This is a genomic window from Petrimonas sp. (genome assembly GCF_963921705.1).
In the GTDB taxonomy this organism is placed as follows: domain Bacteria; phylum Bacteroidota; class Bacteroidia; order Bacteroidales; family Dysgonomonadaceae; genus Petrimonas; species Petrimonas sulfuriphila.
Genome location: NZ_OY997410.1, coordinates 707076 through 729418 on the forward strand (window position 1 = coordinate 707076; position 22343 = coordinate 729418).

At 45.1% G+C, this 22343-nt stretch carries 20 protein-coding genes; 12 read left to right on the top strand and 8 right to left on the bottom strand.

What is annotated here, in order from left to right; all coding sequences use genetic code 11:
* Both AACM02_RS02965 and AACM02_RS02970 read right to left on the bottom strand, forming a co-directional pair.
* Positions 1-759: an alpha/beta hydrolase gene (locus tag AACM02_RS02965; protein ID WP_339116036.1), complete on the bottom strand. Its 759-nt coding sequence runs from the start codon at positions 757-759 to the stop codon at positions 1-3.
* Positions 760-792: 33 nt separating this feature from the next.
* Entirely contained in the window at positions 793-1866 is a 1074-nt protein-coding gene (locus tag AACM02_RS02970; RefSeq protein ID WP_339116037.1) for a substrate-binding domain-containing protein, read from the bottom strand.
* Positions 1867-2083: 217 nt separating this feature from the next.
* Here AACM02_RS02970 and AACM02_RS02975 point away from each other — a divergent pair, with 217 nt between their 5' ends.
* The 8 genes from AACM02_RS02975 to AACM02_RS03010 all read left to right on the top strand — a co-directional run bounded on the left by AACM02_RS02975 (position 2084) and on the right by AACM02_RS03010 (position 13328).
* Positions 2084-2896: an SDR family oxidoreductase gene (locus tag AACM02_RS02975; protein WP_323425391.1), complete on the top strand. Its 813-nt coding sequence runs from the start codon at positions 2084-2086 to the stop codon at positions 2894-2896.
* 23 nt (positions 2897-2919) lie between these two features.
* A complete protein-coding gene (locus AACM02_RS02980) occupies positions 2920-3996 on the top strand; it encodes a sugar kinase (RefSeq protein WP_339116038.1) in 1077 nt (358 codons plus the stop codon).
* A 22-nt stretch (positions 3997-4018) separates the two neighbouring features.
* On the top strand, positions 4019-5473 hold the full coding sequence (gnd, locus tag AACM02_RS02985) for a decarboxylating NADP(+)-dependent phosphogluconate dehydrogenase (protein ID WP_339116039.1): 1455 nt from the start codon (positions 4019-4021) through the stop codon (positions 5471-5473).
* A gap of 16 nt (positions 5474-5489) precedes the next feature.
* The gene (locus tag AACM02_RS02990) at positions 5490-6776 is read left to right on the top strand and encodes a lactate racemase domain-containing protein (protein WP_339116040.1); all 1287 of its coding nucleotides are present in this window, start codon (positions 5490-5492) and stop codon (positions 6774-6776) included.
* Between the two features lie 103 nt (positions 6777-6879).
* Positions 6880-8301, top strand: a complete 1422-nt coding sequence (locus AACM02_RS02995; RefSeq protein WP_339116041.1) for a Gfo/Idh/MocA family oxidoreductase — start codon at positions 6880-6882, stop codon at positions 8299-8301.
* A 13-nt stretch (positions 8302-8314) separates the two neighbouring features.
* Positions 8315-9673 carry a DUF1080 domain-containing protein gene (locus AACM02_RS03000; protein WP_339116042.1) on the top strand — a complete coding sequence of 453 codons (1359 nt, stop codon included), beginning with the start codon at positions 8315-8317 and terminating at the stop codon, positions 9671-9673.
* A 7-nt stretch (positions 9674-9680) separates the two neighbouring features.
* The gene (locus AACM02_RS03005) at positions 9681-11051 is read left to right on the top strand and encodes a Gfo/Idh/MocA family oxidoreductase (protein ID WP_339116043.1); all 1371 of its coding nucleotides are present in this window, start codon (positions 9681-9683) and stop codon (positions 11049-11051) included.
* Positions 11052-11072: 21 nt separating this feature from the next.
* Positions 11073-13328, top strand: coding sequence for an alpha-L-rhamnosidase C-terminal domain-containing protein (locus tag AACM02_RS03010; RefSeq protein ID WP_332455924.1), 2256 nt, complete (start codon positions 11073-11075; stop codon positions 13326-13328).
* Here AACM02_RS03010 and AACM02_RS03015 read toward each other — a convergent pair whose 3' ends face one another.
* From AACM02_RS03015 to AACM02_RS03040, 6 genes are all read right to left on the bottom strand, one after another.
* The gene (locus tag AACM02_RS03015; protein ID WP_214063769.1) at positions 13329-14066 is read right to left on the bottom strand and encodes a UDP-2,3-diacylglucosamine diphosphatase; all 738 of its coding nucleotides are present in this window, start codon (positions 14064-14066) and stop codon (positions 13329-13331) included.
* A 3-nt stretch (positions 14067-14069) separates the two neighbouring features.
* Positions 14070-14387, bottom strand: coding sequence for an iron-sulfur cluster assembly protein (locus AACM02_RS03020; RefSeq protein ID WP_214063770.1), 318 nt, complete (start codon positions 14385-14387; stop codon positions 14070-14072).
* A 139-nt stretch (positions 14388-14526) separates the two neighbouring features.
* The gene (gene radC / locus AACM02_RS03025; protein ID WP_214063771.1) at positions 14527-15216 is read right to left on the bottom strand and encodes a DNA repair protein RadC; all 690 of its coding nucleotides are present in this window, start codon (positions 15214-15216) and stop codon (positions 14527-14529) included.
* A 99-nt stretch (positions 15217-15315) separates the two neighbouring features.
* The gene (efp, locus tag AACM02_RS03030) at positions 15316-15882 is read right to left on the bottom strand and encodes an elongation factor P (RefSeq protein WP_214063772.1); all 567 of its coding nucleotides are present in this window, start codon (positions 15880-15882) and stop codon (positions 15316-15318) included.
* A 102-nt stretch (positions 15883-15984) separates the two neighbouring features.
* Complete coding sequence (locus AACM02_RS03035) at positions 15985-17301, bottom strand: NCS2 family permease (RefSeq protein ID WP_214063773.1); 1317 nt, start codon at positions 17299-17301, stop codon at positions 15985-15987.
* A gap of 82 nt (positions 17302-17383) precedes the next feature.
* On the bottom strand, positions 17384-18097 hold the full coding sequence (locus tag AACM02_RS03040) for a DUF5020 family protein (RefSeq protein ID WP_339116044.1): 714 nt from the start codon (positions 18095-18097) through the stop codon (positions 17384-17386).
* A gap of 178 nt (positions 18098-18275) precedes the next feature.
* On the opposite strand from AACM02_RS03040, the gene cysS reads away from it, so the two are divergent.
* The 4 genes from cysS (at position 18276) to AACM02_RS03060 (ending at position 22300) form a co-directional block, all read left to right on the top strand.
* Positions 18276-19742 carry a cysteine--tRNA ligase gene (gene cysS / locus AACM02_RS03045; protein ID WP_339117418.1) on the top strand — a complete coding sequence of 489 codons (1467 nt, stop codon included), beginning with the start codon at positions 18276-18278 and terminating at the stop codon, positions 19740-19742.
* Between the two features lie 35 nt (positions 19743-19777).
* Complete coding sequence (locus tag AACM02_RS03050; protein WP_339116045.1) at positions 19778-20539, top strand: YaaA family protein; 762 nt, start codon at positions 19778-19780, stop codon at positions 20537-20539.
* 12 nt (positions 20540-20551) lie between these two features.
* Positions 20552-21886, top strand: coding sequence for a sodium-dependent transporter (locus AACM02_RS03055; RefSeq protein WP_339116046.1), 1335 nt, complete (start codon positions 20552-20554; stop codon positions 21884-21886).
* A 222-nt stretch (positions 21887-22108) separates the two neighbouring features.
* Positions 22109-22300: a sialidase family protein gene (locus AACM02_RS03060; protein ID WP_332455928.1), complete on the top strand. Its 192-nt coding sequence runs from the start codon at positions 22109-22111 to the stop codon at positions 22298-22300.
* The last annotated feature ends 43 nt before the right edge of the window (positions 22301-22343 follow it).

Below are 22343 nucleotides of genomic sequence, written 5' to 3' on the forward strand. Positions count from 1 at the left end.
TTACAGGTACCTTACTGCCCACTCACCGATTAAATTTCCCACGTATCGGGCATCTTTTATGTTTTTGATGAGGTGATCGATACCGTCCAGGGCGATGAAACTTTTCGGATGCCTTGCCGCCATAAATATCTCCGTGGCGTGATCTATGCTAACCATCTCGTCTTCGGGAGAGTGCAAGACAAGTAAGGGTTTGTTCAGTCTGTTGAGCGACCTCTTGATGTTGTGATTCGCCAGATCATCCACAAAACCCTTGCCTATCTCAATTTCCCTTCCGGCCACGTCGATCATCGCACTTCCGTTGTAGGCGATCTCGTCCATTTTAGATACGAACAACCGTTTGATGTGGTCCAATGTCGACGGGGTTCCCAGCAGAGAGATTGCCTTGACAGAGGCTAGTTGTCCGGCAGCCACAATAGATGCGGCACCTCCCAAGGAGTGTCCGACAAGGAGTTTGGGGGCTTCGTAATTGAGCGTTAAAAACTCGGCAGCGTACAATAAATCATCGATGTTCGATGAGAAATCAGTTTCCGCAAAATTACCCTGGCTATCTCCCAATCCTGCAAAATCAAAGCGAAGTACAGCAATTCTTTTTTCACTAAGCGCCTCCGAAATGTATTTGACATTTATCAGGTTCTTGTTGCAGGTAAAACAGTGCGAAAAAATGGCAAAGGCCTTTGGTGAATTGTTTTCAGGCAATTCTATTGCGCCGGAAAGAATCAGCCCCCTTGAATTTTTGAACGTTACTTTTTCTCTTTTCATCGCTACTTTAACGTTAGAGTAAGAGAAATGTTTCTAAATTTTTTTCAAAAAATTAAATTCAAGTTGCAGGTCAATGGTCTCTTTGGTTACAATATTCAAAGGCATGTAATTTTCAACCTTGGGTTTGGTCTGCAAAATCAAGTATTCAAGCAGTGTTTTCATTGCCATATATCCCTGGTAGTCAGGATTTTGATCAATGAGAAAGATAATTCGTTCATTTTTTAAAGCACAGATATTGGGTTTTGTCAAATCCACTCCAACCAGCTTTACGTCGTTTATGTTGTTGTCTTCCAAAAAATCTGCTATTACATTTCCCCTGGAGTTCAGCACTATTATGCCTTTTACGTTGGGATGCGAAGAGAAAAAATCCCTCATTTTTTCTTCGTTCCGCTGGGCTTCATAAACAGAAAACTGGATATGGTGTATCCGGTTGGAGAAGTTGGTTTCAGTCAAATAATCGTATGCGCCTTTTCGTCGGAGGATACTTGTATTTGCACTTTGGTCCCCAATCCGGATGGCTTGAAGTACCCCGATATCACTTGATTCCGGGATAAGTGATTTTAACAATTTACACATCAGGTAGCCGCAAATGTAGTGGTTAGCTGAATAAAATGCCAGGGGTGATGTCCCTTCGACCATGGAGTCGACAAATGTAAACGGGATATTTTTTTCTGTCAGTTTATTTGCGAGGGCAATAGTTTCGTCTTTAAAAGTGGGACCAATGATAACCGCATCAGGTTCAAGGATAAGGATTTGGGTAAAGACATTCTGACAAGAATAAATGTTGTATTGGTCGTAGGTCAGGTAGGTGGTTTTGATATGCAAGCTTTCGTGCTGATCGATCGCTTCCTGAATGCCGTTATGAATACTTTCCCAGTACTCACCGCGAGAAGCATGAGGAGTGGTAATCACTATCTCATACGTTTTTTTCAACGAAAGGCCCGACAAGTGGATATTGGGTTTATAACCCACCTGTTTCAACACCTTTTCCACAGCTATCCTTGCTTTATCCGATACATTGCCGCGGTTGTGCAGGATCCTGTCCACCGTACCCGAGGATACTCCAGCCTGAGCAGCTATGTCTTTGATTCTGATACGTTTTTTCATTGAGGACTTGGGATATTTATCGATTTACAAATTAAAATGCAAATATAGAAAAAGTTTCTGCAAATGTGTAAATACACAACCATCTTTTTACATTAGTAAAATTATAAAATATTTAAGAATAATTAATGATTTATAATGAAAGCTGTAAGTCTATTCGTGTTAACTTTGTGCACGTACACAAGTAGGCGTGAATTCAATCAATAAACAAAAATAAATCATGTACGAACTATTTAACATTCAAGGCAAAGTAATTGTTGTTACCGGCGGAACAGGCGTTTTGGGCGCATCGATGGTGGAGTACTTGGCTTTGCACGGAGCGAAGGTAGCCGTATTGGCCCGGAACAAAGAAAAGGGGGACGAGCAGATTGAGCATGTAAGATCAAAGGGTGGAGATGCGTTGTTCCTTCAAACCGATGTGACTGATGAGGCAGTATTAAGGCAAAACGCAGAGGCGATCATTGCCAGATACGGTAAAATAGATGCCCTTATTAACGGAGCTGGAGGCAATATGCCCGGTGCCACTATAGGACCGAAAAACACCATCTTCGATTTGAAAATGGATGATTTCCGTAAGGTGGTAGACCTGAACCTGATGGGAACTGTTGTTCCGACAGTTATCTTCGCCGAATATATGGTGAAAGAGAAAAAGGGAAACATCATCAATATTTCATCCGCTTCGGCGTTGCGTCCGTTATCACGTGTGGCCGGATACGGCGCAGCAAAAGCCGCTGTTACCAACTTTACCAAATACATGGCCGGTGAACTGGCTATTAAGTTTGGTGAAGATTTCCGTGTAAATGCACTTTGTCCGGGATTTTTCATTACTGAACAGAACAGAAACCTGCTTACTAATCCTGACGGGACTTATTCCGATAGAGGAAATACCATAATTGCCCATACTCCTTTCAGACGTTTCGGCAATCCGGCAGATCTACTTGGTACGCTACACTATCTGGTGAGCGATGCTTCTAGGTTTGTTACCGGTACCGTTGCTATTGTGGATGGCGGTTTTGATGCCTTTAGTATTTAAACAGACTTAACTTCTTCACCATTATGCTTCAACTTAAAAGAGAATGTAAGTATTCACTGATAGTCGCTTCCAGTATGGGAGTGAGAATTACACCGGTAAATGCCCAGCCGGTACATAGCAGCAAGATTTTCGAAATGCAGGCAACGAGCGCCGAAACAAATGTGGCAACGATTTCATCTTCTCTCGGACTTCCGGTCAAGGTGCTGACTACCTTTGTAAAAGACAGCCCGATTGCGGCTTTTATCAAATCCGACCTGAGGGCAAGAAACATTGACTTCGAAGGGCCGGAGATCCCGCAGGGAGGCCCGTGGGGTTACCGTCACCAGTTCAATATTGCCGATAGTGGTTTTGGATTACGTGGGCCCCGTGTCCAGAACGACAGGGCAGGGGAAGTAGGAAAGACCTTGAACGTGAAAGATTTTGATTTGGAACGGATTTTTGCCAAAGAGGGAGTTCAGATCATGCATTTGTCGGGATTGATAGCTGCCTTATCGCCCGAGACAAGTGATTTCTGCCTCCAGCTAGCCCGCTATGCCAAAAGACACGGCACCCTTATCTCTTTTGACCTGAACCACAGGGCAACATTCTGGAAGGGCCGGGAAAAGGAGTTGAAAGAGGCGTTTGCTGAAATCGCTTCCCTGTCGGATATCTTAATTGGAAACGAGGAAGATTTTCAACTCTGTTTAGGTGTCCAGGGTCCGAAAGCCGGGGGTGAGAATATTGAAGACACCATTGATGCCTTTAAAGGGATGATTTTGAATGCAAGAAAAGCATTTCCCAACGTTTCAGTATTTGCAAATACGCTCCGGGAGGTGATCAGTGCCAATGAACATCTTTGGGGAGCAATTGTTTATGAAAATGAGAACTGGCACGTTGCCCCGTTGCGCAAGATTAACGTGGTGGATCGTATTGGGGGGGGTGACGGTTTCGTGGGTGGATTGCTCTATAGTATTCTGAAGGAAATGCCGTCTGAAAAGTGGATCCAGTTTGCGTGGGCCAGTGGCGCTTTGGCCACCACTTTCCTCACCGATTATGCCCAGCCTGCCGATGAAGAAATGATCTGGAGCATCTGGAAAGGAAATGCGCGGGTGAAACGATAAAACAACCAATCAAAAATATAATATGAAACAAAAAGCAGATATTGGACTCATTGGGCTTGCAGTAATGGGCGAAAACCTCGTCCTGAACATGGAAAGTAAAGGTTACACAGTAGCCGTTTATAACCGCACGGTTGAAAAAGTAGATAATTTTGTGAGCGGCAGAGGTAAAGGCAAGAATTTTATCGGGGCACATTCACTTGAAGAATTGGTGGATTCACTCGAACGCCCTCGTAAGGTAATGATGTTGGTAAAAGCCGGAAAGCCGGTGGATGATTTCATTGAACAACTCATTCCTCTCCTTGAACCCGGAGATATTATTATTGATGGGGGAAACAGCCATTTCCCGGATACCGTCCGCCGTACAAAACAGGTGGAAAGTAAAGGATTACTGTACATAGGTACCGGTGTTTCCGGGGGTGAAGAAGGTGCATTGCTCGGGCCTTCGATGATGCCCGGCGGATCGCCGGAAGCATGGCCTTTCGTAAAAGAAATTTTTCAGGCGGTAGCGGCAAAAGTAGAGGATGGATCTCCGTGTTGCGACTGGGTAGGCGAAGACGGTGCCGGACATTTCGTGAAAATGGTACATAACGGTATCGAATACGGGGACATGCAGATAATTAATGAGGCATATCATCTGATGAAGGAATTACTGGGGATGGATGCTTTTGAACAACACGAAGTGTTTAAAAAATGGAATGCCGGAAAACTCGATTCGTATCTTATTGAAATCACCACCGATATCCTGGCGTACAAAGACGAAGACGGGAGCCCTTTGGTAGAAAAAATTCTCGATACGGCCGGACAGAAAGGTACCGGGAAATGGACAGCCGTAACGGCGCTCGATCTGGGAATCCCGCTTACGCTTATCGGCGAGTCCGTGTTTTCGCGCTGCCTTTCGGCTCAGAAAGACCTTCGTGTAAAAGCATCGAAGGTGATTGCAGGAAAAAAAACGGCATTCAAAGGAGACAGGCAACAATTCATTAACGACCTCGAACAGGCCATTTACGGAGCGAAAATCATTTCGTATGCACAGGGGTACGACCTGATGATGGAGGCTGCCAAAGAATATAACTGGAACCTCAATTACGGAGGAATAGCGCTGATGTGGCGTGGAGGATGCATCATCCGTTCGGTATTTCTGGGTGACATCAAAAAAGCATTCGACAATAATCCCAAGCTGGAAAATCTGTTGCTCGATCCGTTCTTCAAAGAAAGTATCGAATCGGTTCAGGAAAGTTGGCGCAGGGTGTGCGCTACTGCACTCGAAAACGGAATTCCTGTTCCTGCACTGACATCGGCTTTGTGCTATTTCGACGGGTTCCGTAACGACCGCTTACCGGCTAACCTGCTGCAGGCGCAGCGTGATTATTTTGGAGCACATCAGTATGAGAGGGTAGATAAACCGCGCGGTGAGTTCTTCCATACCGACTGGACAGGTCGCGGAGGAAATACCGCCTCGTCCACATACCAAGTTTAGTATTCAATCTGAAGAGATGATTTATTATCAAAACGGCTCTGCCACAAACAACCTGTCGCGCGAAGACCTGGAGGCGGGTCTTCGCGAGGCTTTCGGTAAATTGGGTGAAAAGCATAAAGTGCTGGCTATCCCGCCCGATTATACTCGCCTGCCCAGCCGTGCGGGTGAACTGACAGAAATAAGCTGGGAATATTATGGTGACAGGCTAACCGATATTCTTCCGGCGTTGGGGACGCATACACCCATGACCGATGATCAGATCTCACACATGTTCGGAAAAACTCCGGCTAATTTGGTACGAATTCACGACTGGCGAAACGATGTGGTAACGCTTGGTAGGGTTTCGGCAGAAATTGTGGAAGAGGTTTCTGAGTATAAAGTACACTTCGATTGGCCGGTTCAAGTAAATAGGTTGTTGGTTGAGGGCAATTTCGATCTTATCCTTTCTATCGGACAGGTTGTTCCGCACGAAGTAGTGGGGATGGCAAACTATAACAAGAATGTTTTTGTGGGAACCGGTGGATTCGAAGCGATCAACAAGAGCCATTATGTGGGAGCGGTCTATGGCATGGAGCGGATGATGGGACGTGCCGATACCCCGGTTCGCAGGCTATTCAATTATGCTTCGGAAAATTTCGCAAAACAACTCCCTATTGTGTATGTGCTCACGGTAGTGGGTGTAAACAAAGAAGGAAAACAACAGACTTACGGACTGTTTGTGGGTGATGATTTCGCTGTTTTTGACGTAGCTGCCAAGCTCTCTCTCGAGGTTAATTTCCAAATGGTTGAAAAACCGTTGAAGAAGGTCGTAGTCTGGTTAGACCCCACGGAGTTCAAAAGCACCTGGCTGGGAAACAAATCCATTTACAGAACACGAATGGCTATTGCCGACGGAGGGGAGCTTGTTGTGTTGGCGCCGGCATTAAAGGAATTCGGAGAGGATAAGGAGATAGACCGGTTGATCCGGAAATACGGTTATTTTGGAACTCCTGAAACATTAAAAGCAGTTGAGGATAACGAAGAGTTGAGGAATAATCTGGGTGCCGCGGCACATCTTATTCACGGGTCGTCGGAAGGCAGGTTTTCCATCACCTATTGTCCGGGTAAGGGAGCAGAAAACCTCACACGGGAAGAGATTGAAAGTGTGGGCTTTCGGTGGGGAGATATCGATGAAACGATGCAAAAATATAATTTCCAACACCTGAAAGAAGGATTTAACATCCTGCCGGACGGGGAAGAGGTATATTATATTTCAAGCCCCGCCTTGGGATTATGGGCGCACAGGGACCGGTTTGAGTATTGAAGACCGTTTAAAGAGATAGCAATCCAAGCATTTTTTTTGCTTTAAAAGGCGTTTTTTTATATTTTTGTTTTTCTACAAAAACAAATACGTTAGAATATATATTATGACGACAAGAAGAGATTTCTTGAGAAATACAGCTTTAGCCTCTGCGGGAATTGCGTTAAGCGGTATCTATACCAAGACCAATGCAGCTAGCTACAGCCGTATTGTAGGGGCTAATCGAAAAGTAAATCTGGCACACATCGGGATAGGAAACAGAGGTTGGGAGATTATCAACGATTTTGATAAAACAAAATTGGCAAACGTTGTTGCCCTCTGTGATGTGGATTTAGGAGCCGAGCACACCCAAAAAGCCCTGGCTAAATTTCCAAACGCAAAACGTTTCAAGGATTTTAGAGAGATGTTCGATAAAATCGGAAACGAGTTTGAGGCGGTAGCCATCGCCACTCCCGATTTTGCTCATTTCCCATCAGTGATGCTAGCCATTAAAGAAGGAAAGCATGTCTATGTGGAAAAACCTATGGGCCGCACATTTAACGAAGTTGAACTGATGATAAAAGCAGCCCGGAAGTATCCAAAAGTTGTAACGCAGATGGGTAACCAGGGACATTCTGAAGGTAATTATTTCCAGTTCAAAGCCTGGAAAGAAGCCGGCATCATAAAAGATGTTACCGCCATTACAGCGCACATGAACAACGCCCGCCGCTGGCACGGATGGGATCCGAACATCAAGAAGTTCCCTGGTGCCGAGCCCATCCCGGAAACAATGGATTGGGACACCTGGTTGTCGGCCCAGTCGTATCACGAGTACAACAAGGATTTTCACTATGGGCAATGGCGTTGCTGGTACGATTTCGGAATGGGGGCTTTGGGCGACTGGGGAGCGCATATCCTCGATACGGCCCACGAGTTTCTTGATCTGGGTTTGCCGGAAGAGGTGAATCCGGTAAAACTCTCCAAGCACAACGAATACTTCTTTCCGATGTCGAGCACGATCGAATTTAAGTTTCCAAAACGTGGAAAAATGCCGCCTGTTGTCATAACGTGGTATGATGGCGTAGATAACATTCCTCCCGTTCCGGAAGGTTATGGGGTTTCTGAACTTGATCCGAATATTCCCAGTGTTGGAGGCGGAAAAATTCAACCGGCCAAGCTGAATCCGGGGAAGGAAATTTACAGCAAAAACCTGATTTTTAAGGGTGGTTCGCACGGGAGTACGTTAAGCATTATTCCGGATGACAAAGCCCGGGAAATGGAGAGGAAGCTTCCCGTTGTTCCGAAAAGCCCGTCGAACCATTTCGCCAACTTCCTATTGGCCTGTCAGGGAGAAGAGAAAACACGCTCGCCCTTCGAGATTGCCGGCCCGCTGAGCCAGGTGTTCTGTCTGGGGGTAGCAGTGCAGCGACTGAATCGGAGAATTGTCTTTGACCGAAAAACAAAACGGGTTGTTGACGATGTTTTTGCGGATGCTTTTCTGACAGGGGCACCTCCACGAAAAGGATGGGAACATTTTTATGAAATATAAAAAATAGTAATCTATGAAAAGGAATATTCTTGTATTAATTGCAACGGTTTTTATTGTTTCTGCTTCGGCTCAGGAAGCCAAATGGCAGGATCTCTTCAACGGAAGGAACCTGAAAGGGTGGACCAAACTAAACGGAACAGCCGAATATAAAATTCAGGAGAAGGTCATTGTCGGGATTTCAAAAAGCGGAACGCCTAATACATTCTTGGCTACCAATAAGATGTATGACGACTTTATCCTGGAATTTGACTTTAAAGTGGACGACGGACTGAACTCCGGAGTTCAGTTTAGAAGCAATAGCTTGAAAGAGTATCAAAACGGACGCGTGCACGGGTATCAGTTCGAGATTGACCCTTCCGACAGATCGTGGACGGGAGGCGTTTACGATGAAGCACGCAGAGGATGGCTTTATCCTATGACTGTCAATCCCATTGGACAGAAAGCCTTTAAACATAATCAGTGGAACAAAGCACGCATAGAGGCAATCGGTAACTCCATACGCACGTGGGTAAACGGTGTCCCCTGTGCCGATATATTGGACGACGTCACAAAATCGGGTTTTATTGCCTTACAGGTCCACTCAATAAACAACAAAGAACTCGAAGGCAAAACGGTCTCCTGGAGAAACATCCGTATCCTGACTCAGGACCTCGATAAGTTCAGGTCGCGTGAAAACACAGACGGAATAGAACAAGTAAATACCATCGCCAATACCATTTCCGAGCGAGAAGCACGTGAAGGATGGAAACTGTTGTGGGACGGAAAGACTACCAACGGATGGCGAGGAGCAAAGCTCGATAATTTTCCCGAAAAAGGCTGGTCAGTCGATAACGGAATCCTCAAAGTTCAAAAAAGCGGTGGAGGAGAATCTACGAACGGTGGCGATATTGTTACCACCCGCCCGTATAAAAATTTTATGTTGAAAGTGGACTTTAAGATTACCGAAGGTGCCAACAGTGGCATCAAGTATTTTGTGGACACAAACCTGAACAAAGGCGCAGGTTCAGCCATCGGCTGCGAATTTCAAATATTGGATGACAAAAAACATCCCGATGCCAAATTAGGTGTTGCTGGAAACAGGACACTTGGTTCACTTTACGACTTGATTGCAGCCCCCGATAACAAACCTTTCAGGCCCGGCTTCTTTAATACGGCTATGGTGGTTGTGAAGGGAAATCACGTAGAACACTGGTTGAACGGAGTGAAAATTATTGAATATGAACGCAACAACCAGATGTGGGGTGCGTTGGTAAACTACAGCAAGTATAAGGATTGGCCAAATTTCGGAAATGCAGAAGAGGGGTTGCTCTTATTGCAGGATCACGGCGATGAAGTATGGTTTCAGAACATAAAGATTAAAGAACTTGAATAACAATATCATGGATCGAAGAAATTTTCTCAAGAGATCAGCCGTTACGGTTACCGGCCTAAGCCTGAATCCTTTAATAGGGAAATCCTACTCATCCGTTTTCGGACAATCGGCGCCTGGGAATAAAATCAAAATCGGACTCATTGGCTGCCGTAACCAGGGGTGGGCCAACTTGAAAACTTTCCTCGACTACCCCGGGACCGAATGTATCTCCTTGTGTGATGTAGATGATCAGTGGCTCTATCAACGGGCTGCCGACGTAGAAAAAATAACCGGAAAAAAACCACCTCAGCTGGTTAAAGATTGGCGCCGGGTGATTGACAACAAAGATATAGACATGGTGATTATCGGTACACCGGATCATTGGCACTGTCTTCAGTTAGTGGCAGCCTGTGAAACCGGAAAAGACGTATACGTGGAAAAGCCGCTTGCCAATACCATGGAGGAGTGTGACCTGATGGTGCGTGCTACCCGGAAATATAACCGGATTGTACAGGTGGGACAATGGCAGCGGAGCGATCCCCACTGGGATGAGGCGGCTGCCTACGTGCAGAGTGGTAAGTTGGGACGTGTGAGAACCGTTAAGGTCTGGGCGTACCAAACCAGCAAATGGACGTTGCCGGTGGTGCCTGATTCGGCACCTCCCGCCGGAGTAGACTATGACATGTGGCTGGGTCCTGCACCGAAGCGAACGTATAATCAGAACCGGTTCCATTATAATTTTCGCTTTTTCTGGGATTACGCCGGCGGATTGATGGCTGATTGGGGAGTACATTTGCTGGACTATGCCATGAAGGGAATGAATGTCGGATTGCCATCGTATGTATACGGTGCCGGAGGGAAATTCGGTTATCCCGATGATGCAATGGAGACGCCCGATACACTTATGGCGACCTATAAATACCCTGATTTCAACATTATCTGGGATCACGCCTGTGGCATTGGTAATGGATTGTTCGGGCTTCGCGAAGGGGTCGCCTTCTTCGGAGAGAACGGTACGCTTGTCCTAACCCGGCAAGGATGGGAGGTGATGCCCGAACAGGGGGTTAACAGCCGCAATTTTCCTTATTGTTATCCTTGCGACAACGAGCGAAAACCCAACACCCCGAGAATGGAGGCGGTAGAGAAAAAAACGGGTGGAGGGAAAGGATTGTACCTGCATGCAGGAAACATGCTGGAATGCATGCGTTCACGCCAGTTGCCCAATGCCGATATTGCGATAGGGGCGGAAGTAGCCAAGCTGAGCCATATGGCCAATATTTCTTGTAGAGTTGGATCAGCGCTGAACTGGGATAACGAAACCGGCACTTTTGATAACCCGGAAGCGAACCGGCTGGCTAAAGCCCATTATAGGGAACCCTGGAAGTTACCCAAACTCTAAGAAGAAAGAACAGGATTTAAAATGAGAAGACGAGGATGCTTGCTGGTGTGTTTTGTGCTGGTGATTTTCTGTACATATGCACAAAACAAACCTACGGGTTTGATGACGGATTTGTTGAAAAATACGGGGGAGGTTTTTATCAATGGTTATCCCTCTACCCTGGATCATGAAGGGATCGATTCAGCCATTGAACCTGTTCAGACAGCCAAAATCCTCTCGGAGTACCCATCGTTCAGTTGGATTGTTCCCAACAAAGGGAAGAATACGCTACAATCCGGTTACAGGATTATTCTGTCGGACTCTTTGCACCTTATTCAAAAAGGGGAAGGGAATGTGTGGGACAGCGGGACGGTAAACTCCGGCAGGTCTGTCTCCGTTGCGTACCGGGGCAGGTCGTTGCAGCCACGAAAAGTGTACTACTGGAGAGTCAAGGCGATAACCGGCAATAGCGAAGAAAGCGATTGGTCAGATATCAAATCTTTTAGAACAGGAGATGAGTTAAAGCCATACCAATCTTCGAGTGAGGTTCTTGTTAAGTCTGTCGAACATCCGGTTCTGTGTTCGACCCGCGATGACAATTGGTTTTTTGACTTTGGTAAGGCATCCTTCGGGCAATTGCTTGTCAGACTGACGTCTGAAACCGGGAATGATACGGTTATCGTAAACCTGGGAGAGAAAGTCCGGGATGGGCGTGTGGACTCCCGGCCAGGAGGAACCATTCGTTATCAATCCTACTCTTTGGCGTTATTGAAAGGTACTCACCTGTACCGTATAAAAGTGCATAAAGATAAACGAAACACATTGGAAGTTGCCGTAAAAATGCCTGCTTACATAGGCGAGGTAGTTCCTTTCCGTTATGCGGAAGTGCTGCATTACGGCAATAAGTTGGATAAAGAGGATGTCATAAGGGAATCTGTTCATTATCCATTCGATGATTCAACCTCCTTCTTCCGCTGCGATAATGATACCCTAAATCAAATCTGGGAGATGAGTAAGTATACGATGAAGGCAACTTCATTCACAGGAGTTTACGTTGATGGAGACAGAGAACGTATCCCGTATGAAGCAGACATACTTATCAATCAGCTAAGTCATTACAGTGTGGATAGGGAATATTCCATTGCACGTAAATCCCTGGAGTATATCTTGAAAAAACCCACCTGGCCTACCGAATGGATTTTGCAGGCTATACTTATCGCTTGGTATGACTATATGTATACGGGTGATGCTCGATCCCTGGAAAAGAATTATCCGTTGCTGAAAAACAGATCGTTGATGCAACTTAAAACCAGTAAGGGGTTGATTTCCACTACTACAGGCCTGCAAACATCTGCTTTTCTTCAATCTATAAATTTCAATAAACCCATACAGGATATTGTGGATTGGCCCGGGGAAGAAAGAGACGGGTTTGTTTTCTGTGACCATAACGCGGTGGTAAATGCATTTTATTACGAAGCCCTGAAAATAATGGAGCAGATTGCCCGAGTATTGAATAAACAGGAGGACAGGTTGTTTTATGCCAAAGCACATCAAGAGGTTTATAAACTATTTAACGACACTTTTTTTGATCCTAAACGGAAACTGTATACAGATGGCGATACCACCAGCCATACATCATTGCATGCCAATATGTTTGCCTTTGTTTTTGGGTTAGTTCCTCAACAACATTCTCAGGGAGTGCAGGATTTTATCAAGTCCAGAGGAATGGCGTGCAGCGTTTACGGGGCTCAGTTCCTGATGGATGCTTTGTATAACGGTGGTAATGGGGCGTACGCGGAGGAATTGCTGGCATCGACCGGTGAGAGGAGCTGGTACAACATGATACGATCAGGCTCAACAGTAGCGCTGGAAGCCTGGGACATTAAATATAAACCTAACCTGGACTGGAATCATGCTTGGGGAGCGGTTCCTGCAAACACGATTGCCCGATACGTGGTTGGTATTAAACCATCTGCTCCAGGGTTCGAGAGCATTGAAATTAAACCGCATGTTTATAGCCTTACTTCGGTTGAATCTGCTGTTCCCACCATTAGAGGAAACATTTTATTTACTTACAAGACGATCAATAATGATGAATATGAGTTGTCGGTAGAGATTCCGCCAAATACCCAAGCAGAACTCTATCTACCGATTAAATCCGGTAAACGGGTCAGAGAGGTTTTTCTCGACGGTAAAAAAATTACTTTTGCTAAAGGGAAAAAGGAGCCGGAACACCTGTATGTTGGAAGAATAACTTCGGGAAAACAGGTGTATCGGGTAATGTTGAGCAACAGGTAATTAAAACTTTTTCAGTTCCATTTCCTTTCCGTCAAAGACACCGTACGAGAAATGCTGTATCCAGTCGCCGATATTGATAACGCGCGACGTTTCGTTCAGCGGTAAATCCAATAAGAGGTGCCTGTGTCCGAAAACAAAATAGTCAATATCCGGAGTTCGGATAATTTCCTGCTTTGCAAACTGGATAAGGTATTCGTTGTCCTCACCTAAAAAATCCTGTACACCGCCTGATTCCCGGCTTTTATTCGACCATGCGTGTGCCAGGCCCACGGTCCATCGAGGATGGATAGCCGCAAAACAGCGTCGCAAGAACGTACTGTGAAAAATTCTACGAAGTATCCTGAACGAAGCCGATTTATCGGCCAATCCGTCGCCGTGAGCGATAAAAAATTTCTTGCCGGAAAGTTCCGTGACAAACGGTTTGCGGTGGACAATTAACCCGCATTCGTTCTGGAGATAATCGGTGAGCCAGATGTCGTGATTGCCAATGAAAAAATACACAACCACTCCTGAGTCGGTAATTTCCGACAGTTTACCCAGCAGACGCGTAAATCCTCTGGGTACAACGGTTTTATATTCGAACCAATAATCGAAGATATCGCCCAGCAGGTAAATGGCTTGCGCATCTTCCTTTACAAAATCGAGCCAACGGCACAATTTCCGCTCCGTTTCAACGGAATCGGCGTGCATTTTTGAACCCAAATGAGCGTCGGAAACGAAATATACTTTTTTGTTCATTTTTTACATAAACCCAAGTTCCAGCAAAGCTTCTTCGCTCATCATCGATTTATCCCATGGCGGATCAAATGTAAGGTTAAGGTCTACGCTGTTCACTTCCGGTATGGACTCTATTTTCATCTGCACATCCATCAGGATGAAGTCGGCAGCGGGACAACTGGGAGAAGTAAAGGTCATTTCAATGGTTACGTTGTTGGTATCGTCAATGTCCACGTCATATATTAATCCCAGGTCGTAGATATTTACCGGAATTTCGGGGTCGTACACCGTGCGGAGCAAAACCACTATTTTATCTTGAAGTTTTTGTAATTCGTCGTTCATTTTTTTTATTTTTTCAAGTACGTTGAACTGTTTATTAAAATTGTAGATTGATTTAGCTTGAAGAAGATTGAACGAGATTGAGAAGCGGGTTTATCTTATTCAATCTTTTTCAATCTGTTATCTATCTTTTTCAATCTTCTTATATCATGCCATTATCGGCAAAACTGTAATACGTTTCACCACATACGATTATATGATCAAGTAAAGAAATATCCATCCATCGGGCTGCCTCCTTCAGTTTTTTTGAGATTGCGGTATCCTGTGCGCTAGGCGTACAGTTCCCCGACGGGTGGTTATGCCCCAACACGATACTGCTTGCATAATGACTGATTGCTTCGCGGAGGATTAACCGTATGTCAACAACTGTTCCCGATATACCACCACGGCTGACCTGCAAAGTGGCAACCACTTTATTGGATCGGTCGAGAAGCAATGCCCACGTCTCTTCGTGATTTAAATCTACCAGCACAGGATAGAAAACGGCATAAGCATCATCGGAAGAGGTGATTTTTTTTCTGTTAACCGCTCCTTCCGATTTCCTTCTTCTGCCCAGCTCCAGAGCTGCAATTATAGTAATTGCTTTTGCCGGTCCGATACCACGGAAATTAGTCACCAGATCGTTAACGCTGAAACGGCCTAATTTGTTGAGGTTATTACCGGCTTTCTGCAGAATTCTTTTGCATAGTTCCACTGCGCTCTCCTTGTCGTTGCCTGAACCGATAAGAATAGCTAGTAACTCGGAATCCGACAGTGCCGAAACACCCTTCAGCATCATTTTTTCACGCGGACGATCCTCTTCGGCCCACTCTTTTATGCTGATTTTTTTCATTCCTTTCAATTCTCGGTCAATCGCAAAGATAACACAAAAAAAGACACCGTAAAATACGATGCCTTTCTTCTTGCTGGTAAATTTCTCCAATAGCAGGTGTTATTCCTTCACACGTTCAACATATGTTCCCGTGCGTGTATCTACCTTAATTTTTTCACCTTCGTTGATGAACAGGGGAACTCGGACTTCCGCTCCGGTTTCAACGGTGGCCGGTTTCAATGTGTTAGTAGCCGTATCGCCCTTGATACCGGGTTCGGTATACGTAACCTGCAGTACTACGTGTGTAGGCATTTCTGCTGTTAAGATGGTACCGCTTTCGGAATGGATTTGAACTTCCACCAGGTCGCCTTCTTTCAGGAACTGCACTCCCTCAATCTGTTCGGCAGGGATAGGTATCTGTTCGAAAGTTTCGGTGTTCATGAAGTTATATCCCATATCGTCCTGATAAAGGTATTGGAACGGACGGCGTTCTATGCGAACCTCATCCACCCTGACACCCGAGTTGAAAGTCTTTTCGAGAACACGTCCCGTTGTTACGTTTTTAAGTTTTGTACGTACGAAAGCTGCACCTTTTCCGGGTTTCACGTGAAGAAATTCTACGATGAAATAATATTGTCCTTCCAAATCGATGCACATTCCGTTTCTGAAATCAGCTGTTGTTGCCATAAATTGTATTTGTCTGAGTTATATTTGGATTAGGCCGCAAAAGTAATGGTTTTATTCCAGAACAGCAAATAAATTAACGGGTTGAGTGCGTTTTTTGAGCCATTAGTGAACAAATGCATTTGACGCGTCAAGAATAATTTTAATCAGGAAAAAAAGCGTCAGTACATACATGGTAATGCTTACGTCTTTTACTTTTCCCGATAAGAGTTTAACAAGGGTGAAGCTCAACATTCCGAAAATAATTCCGTTTGCAATGCTGTATGTGAACGGCATAAATATGATGGTGACGAATGCCGGAAGTCCTTCGCTTATTTCGTTGAAGTCGATATCAGCAACCGAACTCATCATAAATAGCCCAATAATGATCAGTGCCGGAGCTGTTGCTGCAGCTGGCACCATTAAGAATATCGGGGCAAAGAAAAGGGCCAGTACAAACATTAGTGTAGTGCTCACACTGGTAAGTCCTGTCCTTCCACCGGCTGCGACCCCCGAAGCACTTTCCACGTATGAGGTATTCGGACTTGTACCCAAGACAGCTCCTACGAATGTTCCCAATGCGTCGGCAAACAATGCTTTCTGTAATTGAGGGAAACTACCGTCTTTTTCCGATTTTCCGATTTTTGAGATGACACCAATCAATGTGCCCATAGCGTCAAAGATGTTGACCATCAGGAAAGTAAACACAACGATCAGCATGTCGAAAGTTAAGATACTGCTCCATTCGAATTTAAAAAAGATAGGCTCTATGCTGGGCGGAAGTGTAATCCAGCTGCCTTGAGGTAACTGGATCATTCCCAAAAATCCGGCAAATATGGTGGAAATAATAATTCCGATCAGGATAGCACCGTGTACTTTTTTAACCAAAAGCACTGCAATAACCACCAATCCGAGTACTGCAATCCAAACATTGGGATCTGCCATGTTCCCGAGTTGAACGAGCGTAAACTGGTTTGGGGTTACAATCCCCGCACTTTTAAGTCCTATCAACGTGATAAACAATCCAATACCAATAGGAATCGCATTTTTTAGCGCCACCGGAATATTGTCTACAATAATTTTTCGAATATTGAAAATGGTCAGCAGCATGAAACAGAAACCCGAAAGTAAAACGCCTGTCAAAGCAAATTGCCAGGAGTGTCCCATCGCGATAACTACGCTGAAAGCAAAAAAGTTGTTCAACCCCATTCCAGGTGCCTGGGCTATAGGTACATTGGCAATGAGTGCCATAAAAATGGTTCCGGCAATAGCCGCAACGGCAGTCGTCGTGAATAGCGCTCCTTTATCCATACCTGTCTCACCCAATATTTGAGGGTTCACAGCCAAAATATAGGACATGGTCAAAAAGGTGATGATACCGGCCAAGATCTCTGTGCGGATGTTGGTGTTGTTTTCTTTAAGTTTGAATAGTTTTTCTATCATGATTGTTCGTTTGTAATTCAGTTGATATTCACAGCCAGGACGAAATGATATTCGCCTTTAGGCAATTACATAGGCGAAGCGATTAGAAGTTCCATTTGGTAGCTATAGTAGGTATGGCAGTGAATTTTTCGAGGCGAGCAAAGTTGTAACTCAATTCAATTTCGCTACCGATAGCAAAATTCGGTGTGAAGTTATACCATACCTGAGGCTCGCTTAAAAGAATCAATTTCTTGCCGCCTTCTCCGGTAGCCCGATTTTTGTTTTCAGTCCACAGATCCAGAAAACCGGCCAGCGATACTTTGCTGTTTGGAAATGCTGAATTCCACGTCAAGGTCCATTGTACGTCGTGACTGTTGGTTTCGAAAGCATTTAATTTGTAAGCTAAATAGGTTCCCATAAAGAAATTACCCAATTGAAACGGATATTGCATTCCTGCTAAATAAGAACTCGGAATGGAGAAACTGTAACCCGTGCCTCTTACCAAACCTAGCCCACCGTTGTATTCCAAATGCGGCATCAACGGGAAATCGCCTATCTTAAATGCACGTGCAATCTCTGCATACGCTAATCCCGGATTTCTTTTGTCAAAGTTAAAATCAAAATCCACGAACATGAATGTTGAACCCCAGGCATCGGGTTTAAACATCTCGAAGGTTGCCGTCAGGTAATTGATTGGGGCGTTAATATTATCGCCGTAGAGCGAGTGGCGCGGATCGAAGTGCAATTGTAGGTTTTGCGCATTCATCGAGGCAAAAGCCACCAATGATAAGGTAAACAGAAATAATTTTCGCAACATAAATAATTAAAATTTAAAGATTATTGAAAAGAAATGGCGAAAATAATAAAAAAATGTAAACCTTTTAAGTGTTAATGCTACTTTTTTATCTTTTGTTTGATATCTTCTTCAGTTAATGGATAAATTTGTATTTTTGCTCTTCAATTCAAACTCAAGCTTAGCTATTATGCAGGAAAATATTTCGCAACCTCTGGTCATTTACAATACGCTCAGTCGTGCAAAGGAGCTTTTCGAGCCCATAAAGCCGCCTTTTGTGGGAATGTATGTTTGCGGACCTACGGTGTACAGCGATGTGCATTTGGGGAACTGCCGTACATTTATTTCTTTTGATCTTATTTACAGGTACTTGATTCATATCGGATACAAGGTGAGGTACGTGAGGAACATCACGGATGCGGGACATCTGGAAGGCGATAACGATGAGGGTGAAGATAAGTTTGCTAAAAAAGCGAAATTAGAACAACTGGAGCCGATGGAGATTGTACAAAAATACACCCTCGGTTTCCACGAGATATTGCGTATTTTCAATACGCTGCCTCCTAGCATCGAGCCCACGGCAACCGGACATATCGTGGAGCAAATAGAGATGATAAAAGAGATCCTTGCTGCAGGGTATGCCTACGAAACAGCGGGAACGGTTTATTTCGATGTGGAGAAATACAGCCGTAAATATTCGTACGGGATACTCACAAACCGTAAACTGGAAGATCTGCTCGAAGGAACGCGGGAACTAAGCGGGCAAGACGAAAAGAAAGGCAGGCTGGATTTTGCGCTCTGGATCAAGGCAAAACCCGAGACGTTGATGAAGTGGCCATCGCCGTGGGGTTGGGGATTTCCTGGCTGGCACATAGAGTGTTCTGCCATGGGCACCAAGTATTTGGGAACTACCTTTGACATCCACGGGGGAGGGATGGATTTGCAGGCAACGCACCATACCAATGAAATTGCCCAATCGCAGGCTTGTCATCATGCGGAACCGGTAAAATACTGGGTTCACACCAATATGTTGACAGTTAACGGCGCCCGAATGTCGAAAACAGCTGGAAACGGATTTTTGCCTAAAGAATTGTTTACGGGCGACCACCCCTTATTAGACAGGGGGTATTCACCAATGACCGTACGCTTTTTTATGGCGCAATCGCACTATCGCAGTACACTTGATTTTTCCAATGAAGCGCTGCAGGCTGCAGAAAAAGGCTACAAAAAACTGATGGAAAGCATCAAAAGAATATCAAAGATTGAGCCTGCAGCCCACTCATCGGTGAATATAGATGAGCTTCGCGCAAGTTGTTATTCCGCCATGAACGACGACTTCAACAGTCCTGTACTTATTGCGCAGCTGTTTGAGGCTGTCAGGGTCATCAATTCGGCAGTAGATAAAACGGAAACCCTCACGACAGCCGACATCGACAAATTGAACGCTTTGATGCAAACCTTTGTCTTTGATGTTCTTGGATTGACGGACGAGAGCGAAGCGAATGCCGGGGGCGATGTAATCAATGGCTTGATGGATCTGATACTTGATATTCGCAAATCGGCCCGTGAAAACAAGGATTGGGTTACCTCCGATAAGATTCGCGATCAATTGAAAGCCGCAGGTGTGGAAGTAAAAGATACGAAGGATGGCGTGGAATGGCGGATTTGAGGCTTGGCATTTGACTGATCGAAAATCTAAAGAATATGCAAATCGTTATGTCTCCCGCCAAGCGGATGAATTTTAATGCGCAGGAAGAAAATATAAAAACGACCCCTCCGGTCTTCTCCCGAAAAACCGGAGAAGTGTTGGAAGTGTGCAGAAAACTTTCGGAAACTGATATCGCTGAGAAAATGAAGGTGAACCGCGAAATCGCTCAGCAAGTGTATGGATATTTTCAATCGTTCAACTCCAGGACAATTCCGCTTCGAGCAGCTGCGCTGGCTTATGACGGTATTGCTTACAAAGGGTTGAACGCACATGATTTCAATAAGGAAGAGGTCCTGTTTGCTCAGAAACACCTGAACATCCTCTCCGGACTTTACGGCGCTCTTAAACCTTTCGACCGGATAAAGCCTTACCGGTTGGAATTTGCTCGGAAAATCCAACCCAAGGGGTATAAGGATTTATACGAATTTTGGCAAAACGAAGTAAATCAATACCTTTCCGGAAAATTAGCAAAAGACGAGAAGGTAATCATCAATGTAGCTTCCAAAGAATATTCAAGCGTTTTATCTAAAAAGCTTTTACCTGAAAAAACGCGGATCGTTGAGATAAGCTTCCTTCAGCAGGAAGGCAATGACCTTAAGCAAATAGTGGTTCACAGCAAAAAGGCCCGTGGGTTGATGGCCCGGTTTATCATCAAGAACCGGCTGAATGTTGCTGAGGATGTAAAAGCTTTCGGTTACGAGGACTATTTCTACTATCCGCAACTTTCCTCTGAAAACAAATGGGTGTTTGTCAGATAAAAAAATAACTGTATGAACGAAAAAAGGTCCACGTTCGGATCAAAATTGGGTATGGTGGCAGCGGCAGCGGGTTCCGCGGTTGGGTTGGGAAATATTTGGCGCTTCCCGAGTGAAACGGCCGACGGGGGCGGTGCCATTTTTATCATCGTCTACATAGCGTGCATCCTGTTTTTCGGAATCCCGCTGATGGTGGCAGAGTTTTTAATCGGACGTTCATCAAGAGCCAATGCTGCAGGCGCTTTTCACAAACTGGCGCCGAACACCCCGTGGAAATGGGTGGGGCGGCTCGGAGTGCTTACCGGATTTGTCATTCTGGGGTTCTATATGGTGGTCTGTGGCTGGACTGTGGATTATTTTATTCAATCCGTTACAGGAAGTTTGAAAGAGGTGAGCGATTTTTCAGCCAATTTTAACACGTTGCTCGCCAACCGTCCCAAACAGGTCGGCTTAATGGCCTTTTTTGTCCTTCTTACGGCGTATTTTATTTTTTCAGGGGTACAAAAAGGAATTGAACGGTCGGCAAAAATCATGATGCCGGTTTTGTTTCTGTTGCTAATCGTCCTTGTTGTCAGGGCACTTTCGCTCGAAGGGGCAAGGGGGGGCATCGATTTTCTTTTTAAGCCGGATTTTCAAGAGGTAAAATCCACTGTTTTCCTCGATGCCATGGGACAGGCATTTTTCTCGCTGTCCCTGGGAATGGGATGCATGATGACTTATGCTTCCTATTTCAAGGACAATACGAATTTAACAAAAACAGCAGTACAGGTATCCCTGCTCGATTCTACAGTGGCGCTTCTTGCCGGAATGGTCATTTTCCCTTCGGCTTTTGCGTTGACTGCAAATCCCGATACTATCGTTTCTGAATTGGTGGCAGGCGGTCCCGGATTGCTCTTTATTACCGTTCCCGGGCTTTTCAATCAAATGGGAGGATCGATGATCTGGTCGGCCATGTTTTTCCTCCTTTTGGCGATTGCCGCGCTTACCTCCACCATTTCGCTGATGGAGGTCGTTACGATTTATATCCAGGAAGAGCACAAGGTAAGCCGGAAAAAAGGCTTGCTTTTTGTGGTCATCGGGGTGTTGGCGCTGGGAGCTCTTTCTGCCCTTTCCCCACAGTTCTTTAATATATTGGATATGGCTTCGGCAAAAATAATGCTTCCCGTGGGTGGATTGTTTATCTCGCTTTTTGCAGGATGGTACCTCGACAAGAAAATTGTTCAGGTGGAACTGACCAACGACGGAAAAATAAAATTCAGCATCTCATTCCTGAAAGTATACAGCTTCATTCTTAAATTTCTGGCGCCAGTTGCCATCTTGTTGATATTTTTATACGGACTAATCGGATAGCAATGAAGCGAGCAGCCAGTGGTTCTCACACAGCGAGAATCGATTTTGGTGTTTGCCGAAGCCCGGAAGAACGGTTGTTCCGACACAGGCAATATAGACTTGGTGATACGGCGTTCTACTGACGGCGGCGCGTTTTTGTGATCCATTCCGATACTGACGGATTGAGCTGGTCTGCTCCCGGCCCGGCTTTTTTCCAATCCACGTTCGACCGTGAGGGAGAAGATGACCGTACAAATTAGTCGTGATGGTGGGGTATCGTGGCAACCCAACGTATTGGTTTATGATGGACCCTCCGCATACTCGGACATGACGGTTTTCCGTAACGGAGATGTTGGAATCGTTTACGAAAACGGGTTGGAGAATCCTTACGAAAAGATTACTTTTCTGAGAATGAAAAGAAAACGGTTTAAATAATCCTAAAGACAACCCATTGCTTTGGGACTCCGTAATTTATTAT